Raw genomic sequence first — 14,047 nt, 5'->3', positions numbered from 1 at the left:
TTTATTTATTGGGTAGTCCGTATTTGAGACGAATTCGGATCCGCTCCTTTAGTACAGCCCATTTGTTTTTTGGGGTTGATTTGTGCAGGGGTTTTGCTGCGCGAAAGACAAAGTACTGATAGTCTTTCTCTTCAAAGAAAAGGGAATAGGTTTCCATTTTATCGAGGAAAAAACCATTTGCAGTAATGTTTTTGATCAGGTCTCCTGAGTCCAAAGGCTGGTCAATAACCTGAAGCTTTTCTGGCTCGTTTACGATCATCCATTGTAGATAGCGCGGGGCAGGAATGTGGATGAAAATCACCGATTCCGAGTGGGAATGCTTCTGAATATGCTGGAATAAACGGAAATGCTGATCTACAGGAATGTGCTCAAGCACATCTGGGAATACAAAGAAATCGAAAGTCTCTCCTTTTTTGTCAAAGTCAGACATGTCCGAGACCTCAAAACTGAGGTTTTTTTGATCCTTCCAAAGCAGTTTCGCTTTCTCGATACTTTCCGGTGAAATATCCACCGCAAGTACTTTTCCTTTGGGCACCTGCGTGGCAAGCAGATGGGATACTGTACCAATCCCACAGCCGACTTCCAGGATTTTGTGGTCGGATTGAAGTCCGGCTAGCTTGACTTTGTCCAAAATGCTCAAGTGCCGAGAGTTGATCCCGGTTTTTTCCTGCTTCTCAGCAAATTGGTCATAGAAGCTGACGACTTGGTCTTTATTTTCAGGATTGGACATGACTTTTTCGGAAAGTAGAATAAAGACCGCCAAGCAATGCGATCAGGATCAAATATTGGAAGATCACAGTTGGGGTTTTGGTACTGTAGTAGCTTGAAGGCTCAAAGGTAAACACAATCTCATGGTTCCCCTCTGGTATTTCCAAACCTCTCAGTAGGTAGTTCACCCGTAGAATCTCAGCTTCCTGACCATCTATCCTGGCTTTCCAACCTTTGGGATAGTGAATCTCCGAAAATACAGCCAAGCCGCCTTGAGTCATTTCTGCGGAATAGTTCAGCTGATTGGGTAGGTGTTCATTTAAGGCGATCCGGCCAGTTCCGGCATTGATGGAGCCGTATTCTTCAGTATTTAACGTGGCCTGAGCTTTCGTGTCGATTTCTCCCAAAAGGTCGATTTCCTCCTGATTCGAAGTCACAGGTACTACTTCCTGAGGAATCCAGGCCGCCCCGTTGGCTTCCGGATTTTCAAAAACTGAATTGGCCTCCGAGCCAGCCATCAGGTACTTGGTGTTGAGCATATTGATCACTCCGATTCCATTCCAGTCAAAGTTGCCTTCCTGAGCTTTTTGGACAAAATCCTGAATCTCAAACTGAAGCTGATTGTCCACCAAATCCTGATACCTTCTAAGCTTAGCGCCATGATAGCCGCCCAAGCTTTGGAATCGGTAGCTTGTTCTGGCTCCTTGGGTCAGCCCTTCTGTCAGAGAAAGTACCCGGAAATAGTCTGAATCTTTGGCGATTTCTTTTTCAGCAGGAGTTTCGGCAAAATACTGTCGGGAAGGATTTCCCTGAAAGGATTCCCCATTCAGGTATCTTCTGTTGATCGTCCAGACATCGATGGTGATCAGGGCAATCAGTCCTGCACCGAGGATGAGTTCGGGTATTTTTCCTTTCAGGTAAAAATAGATCAAACCCATAGAAAGGGCAACGAAGGCAAAGCTTTTCCAGGCCGAGGCTGAAAGCATGGCTTTTCGGTCGGCTTTCAAAGCTGTTATCAGCCAATCCGGAAAATTGGCATCCGCTGCCCCTTCAAATCTGAAAAAGGCTCCCGAGGCAACTGCCAAAATCAAAGTTAATCCAGCGACTATTCCCCCGGAAATTAGCAGAGGCTTCAATTCCCTAGTTTGGGACAATCGCTCCAAGGCAATCATTCCCAACACCGGAATGGCAAATAGTGTCATACCCAAGGCCATGGAAACCGCCCTAAACTTGTTATATCCCGGCAATATGTCAAATAAGGCGTAATTGAACCATGCCAGATTTTTGCCCCAGCTAAGCATTAGCGAAAGGATAATAATGGTCCCAAAGGAGATCAGGCTCTCTTTTGGCGCAGCCCAAATCCCCAAAATGGCCAAGAAAACTAAAATCACACTTCCGTAAATCGGTCCTCCTGTAAAAGGTTGATCCCCCCAATAAGTCGGTGCTCCTTTGATGAAGCCATTGATCTGTGCCGGGTCCAATCCTTGGGCTCTTAGCGCTTTTTCTGAAGCAGAATCCTTAGAAAGAGGCGTATTGCTTCCTCCTCCATAAAAGTCCGGAACTATCAGAGTGAGGGATTCCATGATTCCATTGGACCAGCCAAAGGCATAATCCTTATCCAAACCTGAAGAAGAACTCTCCAAGGTGGCATTTCCCCGGGTAGAGTAGGGGCTGTATTCAAGGGCAGTGGCCAGACGGGTGAGATTTCCTCCCACAGCTAGTAAAGCCCCGATCACCAAGAAGCCCAAGGCTTTGGCCAAAGAGGCAAACCCTTCTTTTTTCCAGGAAAAAATCAGTCGTACCGCCACGTAGATCACGGAAATGATTAGCGAGTAGTAGGTGATCTGCAGGTGATTGAATTTCAGTTGGAGTACGAGGCCAAGAGCCAAAAGGGCCGCGCCGAGCAGGTGTTTTCTCTCAAATGCCAGATGAATACCCGCCAAGATCAGCGGAATGAGGCAAACTGCCCAAATTTTGGCATTGTGTCCTGCTTCCAAGGAGAGCAGATTATAGGTATTGAATGAGAAAGCAATGGCTCCGGCAATGGAAAAGATGGGTCTTACCCGGAAGGTGAGCAATAAAATATACATGCCTACCATTCCAAAAAAAAGTCCATTGATCGGGTGGGGGAGACCAAGGGTGAGGATGGAAATCAGCAGATTGGTAATATCCCCGGGAAGCTCCATGCTAATGAAATAAGCCGGCATACCTCCAAACATCGAATTGGTCCAGAGCAATTGTTTACCGGTTTCCGCCCGGTGATCCAAAATCTCTTTTGCAGAGCCTTCCCACTGAAGGATATCGCCTTGGAAAATGATCTTGCCGTCAAAGACCATTGGAGAAAAATAGAGGACGACAATAAGATAAAAGAAAAGTACCCCGATCAGGTGGGGAAGAATGTCTTTCTGAAATTGAAGTTTCATGCAGGCCGTGTTGTGATACGTTCGGCTTGCAAATTAGGGATTTCGTGGGAAAGAGTGAGAGGAAATGATTTCAATAGGTTCCCACAGATTTTCACAGATCAAAATCACAGATGAGCACAGATTTTTTACTCCTACGGGGTTCGACTTAGACAGTCCCTTTTTTAAGGTGCTCAGGTTGACCCTCCTTCGGTCTTCGGTCTCCCGTCTTCCTGCTTTATCTCTTCATTCACGGGGCATCCTACCTACAACACCCCTCCTTCGGTCTTCCTTCTTATTTACCGCATATTTTCCTTCCCAAAAGCCCAAAATCATTACTTTTGCACCAAATAGCCGAAAAGCCACATGTTTGATAATTTAAGTTTGAAGCTGGACCGGGCCTTCAAAACCCTGAAAGGAACCGGAAAAATCACCGAAATCAACGTCGCAACCACCGTCAAGGAAATCAGAAGAGCCTTGATCGATGCCGACGTCAACTATAAAGTAGCCAAAGAAGTCACCGACAAGATCAAGGAGGAGGCCATGGGCCGGGATGTCCTGATCTCCGTTTCTCCAGGCCAACTCTTGGTCAAAATTACCCAAGAGGAGCTGACCAAGCTCATGGGCGGTTCCAAAGTGGACATCAAACTCAGCGGAGATCCGGCAGTGATCCTGATTTCCGGGTTGCAGGGTTCGGGTAAGACTACTTTTACCGGAAAGTTGGGAGCATTTCTGAAGAAAAATGGCCGACAGGTACTTTTGGTAGCTTGTGATATTTACCGACCTGCGGCGATTGATCAGTTGAAGGTATTAGGAGAGCAGATCGGTGTGGAGGTGTATGCCGAGCCTGAAAACAAAAACGCCCTACAGATCGCGAACAATGCGATTGCTCACGCGAAAAAGACAGGAAAGAAGACGGTAATCGTCGATACTGCGGGCCGCTTGGCAGTGGATGAGCAGATGATGCAGGAGATTGAGCAGCTGAAAAAAGCGCTTAATCCATCCGAGACTTTGTTTGTGGTAGACTCCATGACTGGTCAGGATGCCGTGAATACAGCCAAGACCTTCGATGAGCGATTGGATTTTGACGGGGTAGTTTTGACCAAATTGGACGGGGATACCCGAGGTGGTGCCGCGATTTCCATCCGTCACGTGGTGAATAAGCCGATTAAGTTTATCTCCACCGGGGAGAAAATGGAAAATCTGGATGTCTTTCATCCGGATCGTATGGCTCAGCGGATCCTAGGTATGGGTGACGTGATTTCCTTAGTAGAGCGTGCACAGCAGGCATTTGATGAAGACGAAGCCAAGCGGATCAATGCCAAAATCCGGCAAAACAACTTCAATTTCGATGATTTCCTTTCTCAGCTAGAGCAGGTAAAGAAGATGGGAAATATCAAGGACCTGATGGGAATGATTCCCGGAATGGGCAAAGCCATGAAAGGTTTGGATATCGATGACGATTCATTCAAGCCGATTGAAGCAATTATCCGAAGCATGACTCCCAAGGAGCGTCAGCAGCCGGATATCATCAACGGAAGCCGAAGAAAGCGGATCGCGGATGGCTCGGGAAGAAATATCACTGAAGTGAATAATCTGATGAAGCAGTTTGACGACATGCGCAAGCTGATGAAGCAGATGAACAAAATGGGCGGTGCCAAGCAGGCTTTGGGCAGAATGATGCCTCCCGGAGGAAGAAGATAAAAGGCAGAAGGATAAATTCTGAAATCTGAAAACCCGGTCTGAAAGGATCGGGTTTTTGGCTTCCATTTCAAAATGTTTCGATTATACCAGCCCTATTTGGGCTGATTTTAGCTTTCTGAATTCAGCTTTATGACTTTCAATAATGTCTTCTTTTCTCCACTACCAAACCTCCTTACTCCAAATCCCATTGCCCTAATACAGCGTCTTATCTCCCTTTTCCTTCCAGATTTCAAAGGCTTCTAAACTTTCCTCCCTTAGCAAATTTTCCATAGGGATTTTTCTTTCGGAGGGCTTGATTTCTATTTCCTTGTAGATAAACTCATCATCAAATCCCGCATCTGCCGCATCTTCTTTGGTGCATGCGTAGAAGACTTGGGCTGGTCTCGCCCAAAAAATCGCCCCCAAACACATGGGGCAGGGTTCGCAGGAAGTGTACACCTCGCAGCCTTCCAATTGAAAATGATTCAGATTTTGGCAGGCATCCCTGATTGCCACTACTTCGGCATGGGCCGTGGGATCTTTGGTTTTCAGAACCATATTGGAACCCTGCCCGATGATCTTTCCGTCTTTGACGATCACACAGCCAAAAGGGCCTCCATTTCCGGCTTCCATTCCTTCCTTGGCCAGGGTAATGGCCTTTTTCATAAAGTCTATTCGTGATTTTTTCATGGTAGGTGGAGGTTTAATTCGTAAAAAATAAAAAGGCAGAAAGGCTTCTCTTGTTTTACGCTTCTCTTTGCTAATAGATTCGATCAGTGCCGGATTACCTTCCCATCTTCCATCTCAATAATCCGATCGGTACCTTCGGCAAATTCCGGGTCGTGGGTCACGATCAGCATGGTTTGCTTGAACTCCTGGGCTAATTCCTTGAATTTGTTGTAGACAATGTCCGAGTTTTTCTTGTCCAGATTGCCGGTGGGTTCGTCTCCCATGATGAGCAGGGGATCATTTATCAAGGCACGGGCAATGGCTACCCGCTGTTTTTGACCTCCGGAGAGCTGATTGGCCTTTTTAAGTGCATGCTCCTGCATGTCAAAGATCTTCAGCTTTTCCATAGCCCGATGCTCCAGTTCTTCCCGGGAATACTTCTCCAACTTCAACCCCGGGATCATCACATTTTCCAAGACTGAGAACTCATTGAGCAGGTAGTGAAACTGGAACACGAAGCCAATTTTTTCATTTCTCAGGTGGGCTAGGTAGTTTTTGGGTTTGCCGGAGATCAATTCCCCATCCATAAAAAGCTCACCCCGATAATCGGTATCCATCGTCGACAAGATGTAGAGCAAAGTGGACTTGCCGCAGCCGGATTTTCCCACCACGGAGATAAATTCCCCTCGGTCCACCTGAAAACTCACTTTTTTAAGCACTTGAGTTTCGGTAGGGTTGTAGAAAAACTTGTCGATATTTTTGGCTTCCAATACCTTCATTTGAGTCAGTCTATTTTCCTCGTATGATTTCTACCGGATCTACTCCTGAGGCTTTTCTGGCAGGGAAAAAGCCTGCAAAGTAGGTGGTGATCAGGCTGAAAATCCCCCCGATCAGGTAGTATTTGGGATTGTAGTCCACAGGGAAGGTCTTCACTGTCGGTAAGGCTTCCGTTTCAAAGGGAACCTGATCGATTCCCAGTCCAGCTAGATATCCGAAAATCAATCCTAAAACCCCTCCAACTACACCAATGGACAGCGCGATCACAATAAATATCCGGTTGACATCCTGACTGTTGAATCCGATCGCTTTCAGGATCGCAATAGTGTCCAGCTTTTCGTAGATCATCATATTCAGGATATTGTAGATCCCAAAACCCGAAACCACCAAGAGCGTGATACCCACCGCATAGCTGATTAGGGTTCGGATTTGAGTCCCTGTCTCAAATTGTGCATTAACAGTCTGAATATCATCCGCATCGATCTGGAAAATTCCCCCCAACTCTTTGGCCATGGCAGGGGCTAGATTGAAATCGTGCAGCTTGACTTGAATGTCCGTGATATAGGAGGTAGGCTCCCCGAGCATCTTTTGAACCGTGGAGATAGAGGCATAGCTGTTTGTATTGTCAAAATCACCCAAGCCACTTTGGTAGTAGCCGACTACTTTCAGCTGAACTCTGTTGCCCTGAGCGGTTGTGACTTGAATGACATCGCCAATATCCGCCATCATCCGGTCGGCGGCCCCTTTTCCGAGGATGATAGTATTGATCTGGTTCAAATCCTGATAGTTTCCCACCGTCACATAATCTTTGAAGGCAAACAGTCGAGCTTCCTGATCCACATCGATTCCATTCACTACCCCAGTCAGGTCAATGGTTCCGATATTGAAGAAAACCTGCGCAGAGATCTTAGCACTGACCCCGAGCACGCGGTGATCATTTTGGAGGGTCTGGATTATAGATTCACTGTTGTGAATGGTCAGACGGCTGGTGCTGGGTTTGATCGAGCGGATGACATTGATCGAATTCTGAAAATCCGGATTTAGATCGATGGGCTGATTGGGATTGGGTTTGATTTCGTTGTAAAAACGGATGTGCGGAGTCCGATTCAGCACCAAACCATCAAGCAAGGTGTTCAACCCATTCATGAAACCGAGCAAGGCTACAAACATGGTGATACTGAACATCACCCCGGTCGCAGCCACTAGCGTTTGCTTCATCCGGGCGAGCATCAGCGCCTTGGCAATCCCCAAAATCAGTCCCCACTTCATTGATTTGGCAGGATTAGTTCGGTGGTGTTGCTGAGGCCTTCAAGGATTTGGGCATACTGAAAATTCTTTATGCCCACTTTTACAGTCAAGGTATCTCCATCTGTGGTGATGACCTGATTCTCGCCCAAAAGGTAATTTCTGGGGATCACCAGAGTTTTGAGGCTCACTTGTGTAACCACATTCGCTTCCAGGCTGAGATTGGGAAAAAGCTTGATAGGCGCTTTGGTGAAGACGGCTTCGAGTGTGAAAGTCTTGGATTTGGAATCCATGATGGGGTAGACTTTGGTTATCTCAGCTTCAAAAGTCTCTCCTTTGTAGCTATCCATGCTTACAATAACAGGCTGTCCTACCTCCACTTTGGCGATGTCGTACTCGTCCACTTGAAGCTCAAGAATGAATTCCCCCGGACTGCCGATGATAGCAAGGGGAGTTTGAGGATTGGCCATTTCTCCGACTTCTTTCAGTAATGAAAAAACCACTCCGTCAATTTTGCTTCTGAGGGTATATTCATTTTCTACCACCTGAATGATGGCGAGATTTTTTCCGGCACTTTTTGAATTGTATTCGATTTCTCTTTTTAAGTCCCGATACCTCAAAAGAGAAGACTCGTAGCTGGTTTTTGAGTTGCGGAAGTTGAGCTCTCGCTGTTCGAGTTCCACGGCCGTACCGATGCCCTTGTCCCAAAGATTTTTGGTACGTACCCAAAGCAGGGAGTCATTGTAGAGTTTGTTTTTGGCAAAGCTGATAGCCAATTCCAGATCCCGAAGGCGGGTTTGGTTGGCTTGCTGGTCTGCAAATGACTGCGCAAGTTGGGCATTTTCTTTCCTTAGCTTTTCGGCCTCATTGTAGATAAGCAGGATGGGGTCTCCTGCTTTTACCGTATCCCCTTCTTTGGCAAAAATCTCCTGAATAGGCCCAGAGGCCATGGTAAATGCTTCGTATTGATCTTTGGCTTTGACCAAACCGGAAGCATAAACTGATTCTGTAATGGCTTTGTACTCAGGAAAAACAGTTTCTTCACCTTCTTTTCCGCAGGAGAAAAGGAGAAGAGAAAAAAGTAATCCAAACCAAATGAAGGATTTACTCAGCGAGGAACATGACATATGCTGGATCGATTGACTTGACAAACATAAAGGTTACAGGCTGTGAAAAACCTGAGAAATGTCATTTTGCCTCCTTTTATTGAACAGCCTGATAAATCATCTGGCGGAATCGATTTTCATAAAAAGAGCTAAAAGGGCTTACTTGAGTCATAAAAATTGCGACCATATCCTCCTTGGGATCAATGAAGAAATAGGTGCAATAAGCTCCACTCCAATAAAATGTGCCTTCCGAACCCAAGGCCTTCGTATCGGCCAAATCATCGATTACTGCAAAACCAAGACCGAATCCTTTTCCGGGATCCAGGAAAAGTCCATTATCGTGTGGCAAAGTCATCAATTCCACCGTTTTCGAGCTGAGGTAGCGTTTTCCTTCCCATTCTCCGCCGTTGAGCATCATCCGGGCAAAAAGGGAATAATCATGGGCAGTGGAAAACAGGGCATTGGCCCCGGCGAAGACGGTGTTTCCTGAAGTCGGAGTTTGTCTGGGTGCTGTAATGAGTTTTCCCTGCTCATCGTAAGTATGAAGAGTGACCATTCTTTGGTTTTGCTCCTCAGTGAGATTGTATCCGGTGTCTTTCATTCCCAAAGGTCCAAAAAGCCTCTCCTGTAGGAATTCAGCGGGATTTTTTCCGGAAATCACTTCAATGAGTCTGGCTAGGATATCCGGGCTTGCAGAATAGTACCATTGTTCTCCAGGCTGGCCGTAGAGAGGTAATTTGGCGTAAGCAGAGACTCGGGTGGCTATGTCAGGATGGGCAGTATAATACAGTCCTTCGATTACCTCTTTGTCAACTTTAGAAGATCCCAAGCCATGAGAGAAGCCTGCGGTATGGCTCATTAGCTGGGCTAGTGTGATTGGAGATTTCAATTGTTCCAACCCTCCCTCGGAGCCTAATTCGGGATCTTTGGCCACTTGAGCATCCTTAAATTCGGGTAAATACTTATGTAAAGGATCATTGAGAAAAAAATGTCCTTCCTCATAGAGCATCATAAAAGCTGTGGTAATGATGGGTTTGGTCATGGACTGGATGAAAAAGATTTGATCGGACTTCATCGGGGTTTTTGTGGAGATATCACTTACGCCCAATGCCGATTCATGGACTTTTTCTCCGTTTTTGTAGACCAGAGTGATCACGCCCGGCAATTTTCCCTGATCAATTTCATTTTGAAAATAGGCGTCGTAGCGGGCCAGTCTTTCTGGAGAAAGGTTAGTTTGTGCAAGTCCTAAATAGCTGATAAACAGGGCTAAAAGGAGAGTTGAAAGGGTCTTTTGGATCATATGATTGGATATAAAAAAGACTCGAATTTTGATTTCGAGCCTTGGTTTAAATTGTTTTAAGAAATTAATTCACTTACCAATAAATCTTCATCAAGGTCTTCCCAGTGGATACCTTCTCCATTTCCAATGAATCTCCATTTTTCAAGTTGTTCCTTGGTTGCTTCTCGTAATCTTGGAAACCATTCAATCGGAATTCCAATTTCCCGACCATCCTCCATGAAAATGGTCATTTTTCCATTGGAAAATGAAAGATCAACTGCCTGATTTGATTTAAGATTTGTTAAAGTACTCATCCCAACTTGATTCAATTAGTTTCAGATTATCTTGGATCAAAATACGAATTTCTCGCAATTCGGAAGCGAAAAACTTTTTTGAAACGACCAATTGAATAGGGTCTAGAAAAAACTTAGCCGTCTTCCCGGACTTGTCAATGTGAATATGCTTAGTCAAGTGATCGTTGCTATTAAAGAAAATTCTAAACCCATTTTGCTTGAATATGGTCGGCATCAGCATAAATTTAAAAAAATCAATTCAACTAATGCCACATTTAGAAACTTCCTACACCGCCCATGACGGACAAAAACTTTACTTGCAAGCGTGGATGCCTGAAGCCCCAAAAGCAGGCCTGCTTCTGGTACATGGACTGGGTGAGCATAGCGGGAGATATGCCACTTTCGCCCAAAAACTGAATGAAATCGGGGTGGCAGTGTTTACCTTTGATGGTAGAGGGCATGGCAAATCGGCGGAGGGGAAGCCCAGTGCCTATTTCGATTCTTATTTGGATTACCTGAAAGACATCGATGCGCTTTTTGATAAAGTCAAAACCTATCTTCCCGGTCTGAAAACCTTCATTTACGGGCACAGTATGGGTGGAGGCTTGGTAGCTGCCTATGTGCTTAAGTATGGACCGGAGGCGACAGGGGTGATTCTCAGCTCCCCTGCCATCAAGGAGGCCGAAGGGACTTCTCCGATTTTGATTGCTGTATCCGGATTGATCAACCGATTACTCCCTAAGCTCAAGGTTTTGAAACTGGACATCGCTGGGGTGTCTCGCATTCCCGAGGAAGTGGAAAAATACAAAAATGACCCGCTAATCTATCAGGAAAGTATCCCTGCCCGAACCGGATACGAAATCTATCAGATGATGCAGTTTATCCAGAAAAAAGCGGAGGAATTCGAGTTGCCCTTCCTGCTGATTCATGGAGATGCAGATCGATTGACCAATCCCAAGGGTTCCGAATTGCTGGCGCAAAAGGCAAAATCCAAGGACAAAACCTTCCTTACTTTTCCTGGAGGCTATCATGAGCTGATCAATGACCTGGATCGGGAAAAGGCCATGCAGGTGATGGTGGATTGGGTGGAAGAAAGAATTTAATCAATGAGGATTGATCCTTTTTTCAGGGTAGCTATTCCATAATTGTTTAGCGAATTTCTTTCAACAAACCTTCAAAATCTAGCCTTCGGGTATACATGGTTAATTCTCCATTCTCATCCTTTGGCCAAAGGTCTTTAGGCCTATCCCAATACAGTTCCACTCCATTTTCATCGGGATCATCCAGATAGAGCGCTTCAGACACTCCATGGTCAGCAGCTCCTGTAAGCGGATAGTTGGCATTAAGTAGGCGTTGGAAAATCCGGGCTAAATCCTTTCGTGTGGGATACAAAATAGCGGTATGAAAAAGCCCTGCTGAATTTTTGGGGGCAGGTTTTCCTCCTTTGCTTTGCCAAGTATTCAGTCCAATGTGATGATGATATCCTCCGGCAGAGATAAAGGCGGCCTCTTTTCCGTACTTCATCACCAGTTCAAATCCGAGAAGACCACAATAAAAGTCCAAAGACCTTTCCAAATCACTCACTTTGAGGTGAATGTGTCCGATTCGTGTAGTCGAAGGAATGGAGTAGGGTTTCATAAGGAGATTATTTACCAGCGTGGACGGATACCGGGTGCGAATGGAAATTCCAGACTTTTGTAATACTCCCAATCGCCTTGCGGTTGCTCGATTTCGGAAGGAAAAGGACGCTGAGCGAAAGTCTGGAAATAAAGCAGGCAGGCATTTCTCCACCATTCGGCTTCCTGAACTTGGATAGCCAATAACTGGCTTACGTGAGAAAAACGCTCGGGATCAATCTGGCCTTGAAGTGAATCCCATTCAGATTTCATCGACCGGGCGGTTTTCACCCCCTGATCGTAGTGTAGGCCGATTTCCTCCCAAAGTGAACGGCCTGACTTCAGTTCAAAATCCCAAGGAAGATGATGAAACCAAAGCAGGTATTTTTCCGGAATTTGAGTTGGGTCAGACCAAACCTGCGAAATTTCAGGGGCATATTGCCCTAAGGCATTCGAGCCTGTGGCAGTTCGATCGAACCCAATTCCCAAACTATCCGCCCGATGATAATATAGAGAAGTCCAATCGGCCCTACCACCTTCCACCCAAGGGGCAGGGCCATAGTGATGACTTCTGCCCATGATATGATGCAGGCCGAGTGGATTCATGTAGTTGACGGCGGCTTCACGGGATTTCAGCATGATTTCACTGATTTTAGAGAGCGCATTTTGATTTTGACCGAAAGTCATTTTTATCCATTCTTTGGCAATTTCCTCTGAAGTCAAGTAGGGATTCCAAGCTTGCCGACCAAATGAATACCAATTCGCCTGTCCAAATAGATGACCTGTCCAGTTTCGGTCTGTACCAATGTTGGAAACTCCGGCCATAAGAGTGAGCTTTTGCCCCGAGTCGCTTCCATCAATGATTCCCGCCACTGTAGAGGTAGGAGTGGGGCGGTAGGTTTTGCTTCGCAATACTTCCTCCCACATCGGAGCCAAATAAACTAGCTGGGTCGCTTGTCCCAAATACTCTTGAGTAATCTGAAACTCCATCCCTAGATTGGTGTTTTTCACTGCTCCAAAAAGCGGATGGAAAGGCTCTCTTGGCATAAAATCGATCGCGCCGTTTTTGACTTGAATGATCACATTATCCCTGAATTTTCCATCCAAAGGTTCAAATTCAAGATTGGCCTGCTTATGCCGGTCCTCGTCAATCTCGTGGGAATAGATAAAAGCTCTCCAGATCACAATTCCCGCATTCGGGGCCAAGGCCTCGGCCAGCATATTAGCTCCTTCGGCATGGTTTCTTCCATATTCATGTGGGCCAGGCTGTCCTTCTGAATTGGCTTTGACCAGAAAACCTCCAAAGTCCGGAATGAAAGAATACATCTCTTCCGTCTTCTTTTTCCAGAATGCAATCACTTCCGGATCTAGCGGGTCGGCAGTTTTCAATCCACCGATTTCCATTGGAGCGGAAAACCTGGCAGTAAGAAATACTTTGATCCCATAAGGCCGGAAAAGGTCAGCCAACACCTTGGCTTTTTTCATGAAATCCGTGGTCAGGATTCGGGCGTTTGCGTTCACATTGGTCAGGGAAACAGCATTGATCCCAAGGCTGGCATTGGCTCTGGCATAATCAATGTATCGGGGATCGATATAGCCAGGAAGCTTATGCCAATCCCAGATCGAAAAGCCTGCATAACCTCTTTCCACGGTTCGGTCGAGATTGTCCCAGTGGTTGAGCATGCGAAGCTTAACTTTAGGAGCATCAGATTTTTCGGTTTTGGCATCGAAAGTTTCGGTTTGAATGCTTTTGAGCCAATCAAAGACTCCATACAGTACCCCAACAGGTTGATTACCGATGATGGCATAATAGCTTTTTCCCTGAAAATCGATTGACCCTCTCCAATACCCCTCAGGCCCTAGGTTGCGGATCTTCATCTGAGTTTCCAGCCCGAGCACCTGTGCTAATTCTTCCCTTGTGCCCAACCAAAGCCGGGTTTGATTCAATCTTTCCGTGGAATAAAGAGGTTCTTTTCCTAGCATTTTGACACTGGCGATTTCAAGTTCCTGTCGAATTACCTCCTGGGTTGGGCCTGTTCCGAAAAAATAAATTCCTGAAAAGAGTGGCTCAATTTCAGCCCGCATAGGCGAAGTTTCGATCTTGGAATAATCAAGCCAAAGCTCATAGCCGTCCTTGGAGAAGCTCGGAATAGAAAAAAAGATTAGGCAAATAAGGGAGAATAGGGTTTTCATGGGATCAAACATTTGCATGGTTAAGTTGGCCAAAAAACAGGGTAAACTCAATTCCGATTTTTTTGGTGGAATTAGACTA

At 45.9% G+C, this 14,047-nt stretch carries 13 protein-coding genes; 2 read left to right on the top strand and 11 right to left on the bottom strand.

Annotated features, from left to right (window positions below; genetic code table 11):
* Position 1: 1 nt before the first annotated feature.
* Together AAA942_RS17285 and AAA942_RS17280 are read right to left on the bottom strand one after the other, a co-directional pair.
* On the bottom strand, positions 2–730 hold the full coding sequence (locus AAA942_RS17285; protein ID WP_338221554.1) for a class I SAM-dependent methyltransferase: 729 nt from the start codon (positions 728–730) through the stop codon (positions 2–4).
* Positions 717–3,131 carry a YfhO family protein gene (locus AAA942_RS17280; protein WP_338221553.1) on the bottom strand — a complete coding sequence of 805 codons (2,415 nt, stop codon included), beginning with the start codon at positions 3,129–3,131 and terminating at the stop codon, positions 717–719. The genes AAA942_RS17285 and AAA942_RS17280 overlap by 14 nt, the downstream gene beginning before the upstream one ends.
* A 342-nt stretch (positions 3,132–3,473) precedes the next feature.
* On the opposite strand from AAA942_RS17280, the gene ffh reads away from it, so the two are divergent.
* A complete protein-coding gene (gene ffh / locus AAA942_RS17275) occupies positions 3,474–4,811 on the top strand; it encodes a signal recognition particle protein (RefSeq protein ID WP_338221552.1) in 1,338 nt (445 codons plus the stop codon).
* 192 nt (positions 4,812–5,003) lie between these two features.
* On the opposite strand, the gene AAA942_RS17270 is transcribed toward ffh, so the two are convergent.
* The 7 genes from AAA942_RS17270 to AAA942_RS17240 all read right to left on the bottom strand — a co-directional run bounded on the left by AAA942_RS17270 (position 5,004) and on the right by AAA942_RS17240 (position 10,394).
* The gene (locus AAA942_RS17270) at positions 5,004–5,480 is read right to left on the bottom strand and encodes a nucleoside deaminase (RefSeq protein WP_338221551.1); all 477 of its coding nucleotides are present in this window, start codon (positions 5,478–5,480) and stop codon (positions 5,004–5,006) included.
* Between the two features lie 83 nt (positions 5,481–5,563).
* A complete protein-coding gene (locus tag AAA942_RS17265) occupies positions 5,564–6,238 on the bottom strand; it encodes an ABC transporter ATP-binding protein (RefSeq protein WP_338221550.1) in 675 nt (224 codons plus the stop codon).
* A 10-nt stretch (positions 6,239–6,248) separates the two neighbouring features.
* Positions 6,249–7,505 carry an ABC transporter permease gene (locus tag AAA942_RS17260; protein ID WP_338221549.1) on the bottom strand — a complete coding sequence of 419 codons (1,257 nt, stop codon included), beginning with the start codon at positions 7,503–7,505 and terminating at the stop codon, positions 6,249–6,251.
* A complete protein-coding gene (locus tag AAA942_RS17255; RefSeq protein ID WP_338221548.1) occupies positions 7,502–8,608 on the bottom strand; it encodes an efflux RND transporter periplasmic adaptor subunit in 1,107 nt (368 codons plus the stop codon). Before AAA942_RS17255 ends, AAA942_RS17260 begins: the two co-directional genes overlap by 4 nt.
* Before the next feature lie 76 nt (positions 8,609–8,684).
* A complete protein-coding gene (locus tag AAA942_RS17250) occupies positions 8,685–9,887 on the bottom strand; it encodes a serine hydrolase domain-containing protein (RefSeq protein WP_338221547.1) in 1,203 nt (400 codons plus the stop codon).
* Positions 9,888–9,943: 56 nt separating this feature from the next.
* The gene (locus AAA942_RS17245; RefSeq protein WP_338221546.1) at positions 9,944–10,195 is read right to left on the bottom strand and encodes a DUF2442 domain-containing protein; all 252 of its coding nucleotides are present in this window, start codon (positions 10,193–10,195) and stop codon (positions 9,944–9,946) included.
* A complete protein-coding gene (locus AAA942_RS17240; protein ID WP_338221545.1) occupies positions 10,158–10,394 on the bottom strand; it encodes a DUF4160 domain-containing protein in 237 nt (78 codons plus the stop codon). Before AAA942_RS17240 ends, AAA942_RS17245 begins: the two co-directional genes overlap by 38 nt.
* A gap of 31 nt (positions 10,395–10,425) precedes the next feature.
* On the opposite strand from AAA942_RS17240, the gene AAA942_RS17235 reads away from it, so the two are divergent.
* Entirely contained in the window at positions 10,426–11,262 is an 837-nt protein-coding gene (locus AAA942_RS17235) for an alpha/beta hydrolase (protein ID WP_338221544.1), read from the top strand.
* A 46-nt stretch (positions 11,263–11,308) separates the two neighbouring features.
* Here AAA942_RS17235 and AAA942_RS17230 read toward each other — a convergent pair whose 3' ends face one another.
* Both AAA942_RS17230 and AAA942_RS17225 read right to left on the bottom strand, forming a co-directional pair.
* Positions 11,309–11,797, bottom strand: a complete 489-nt coding sequence (locus AAA942_RS17230) for a VOC family protein (protein ID WP_338221543.1) — start codon at positions 11,795–11,797, stop codon at positions 11,309–11,311.
* Positions 11,798–11,808: 11 nt separating this feature from the next.
* Positions 11,809–13,968, bottom strand: coding sequence for an alpha-glucuronidase family glycosyl hydrolase (locus tag AAA942_RS17225; protein ID WP_338221542.1), 2,160 nt, complete (start codon positions 13,966–13,968; stop codon positions 11,809–11,811).
* Between the last annotated feature and the right edge of the window lie 79 nt (positions 13,969–14,047).

The organism is Algoriphagus sp. oki45, from assembly GCF_036245605.1.
GTDB lineage: Bacteria > Bacteroidota > Bacteroidia > Cytophagales > Cyclobacteriaceae > Algoriphagus.
Note: the sequence above shows the minus strand (reverse complement) of the source record. Positions and strands in the feature narration are given on the sequence as shown.

Excerpts from the sequence above, each read along its gene's own strand:
- AAA942_RS17285 (WP_338221554.1), bottom strand. The coding sequence starts at position 730 with ATGTCCAATCCTGAAAATAAAGACCAAGTCGTCAGCTTCTATGACCAA.
- AAA942_RS17280 (WP_338221553.1), bottom strand. The coding sequence starts at position 3,131 with ATGAAACTTCAATTTCAGAAAGACATTCTTCCCCACCTGATCGGGGTA.
- ffh (WP_338221552.1), top strand. The coding sequence starts at position 3,474 with ATGTTTGATAATTTAAGTTTGAAGCTGGACCGGGCCTTCAAAACCCTG.
- AAA942_RS17270 (WP_338221551.1), bottom strand. The coding sequence starts at position 5,480 with ATGAAAAAATCACGAATAGACTTTATGAAAAAGGCCATTACCCTGGCC.
- AAA942_RS17265 (WP_338221550.1), bottom strand. The coding sequence starts at position 6,238 with ATGAAGGTATTGGAAGCCAAAAATATCGACAAGTTTTTCTACAACCCT.
- AAA942_RS17260 (WP_338221549.1), bottom strand. The coding sequence starts at position 7,505 with ATGAAGTGGGGACTGATTTTGGGGATTGCCAAGGCGCTGATGCTCGCC.
- AAA942_RS17255 (WP_338221548.1), bottom strand. The coding sequence starts at position 8,608 with ATGTCATGTTCCTCGCTGAGTAAATCCTTCATTTGGTTTGGATTACTT.
- AAA942_RS17250 (WP_338221547.1), bottom strand. The coding sequence starts at position 9,887 with ATGATCCAAAAGACCCTTTCAACTCTCCTTTTAGCCCTGTTTATCAGC.
- AAA942_RS17240 (WP_338221545.1), bottom strand. The coding sequence starts at position 10,394 with ATGCCGACCATATTCAAGCAAAATGGGTTTAGAATTTTCTTTAATAGC.
- AAA942_RS17235 (WP_338221544.1), top strand. The coding sequence starts at position 10,426 with ATGCCACATTTAGAAACTTCCTACACCGCCCATGACGGACAAAAACTT.
- AAA942_RS17230 (WP_338221543.1), bottom strand. The coding sequence starts at position 11,797 with ATGAAACCCTACTCCATTCCTTCGACTACACGAATCGGACACATTCAC.
- AAA942_RS17225 (WP_338221542.1), bottom strand. The coding sequence starts at position 13,968 with ATGAAAACCCTATTCTCCCTTATTTGCCTAATCTTTTTTTCTATTCCG.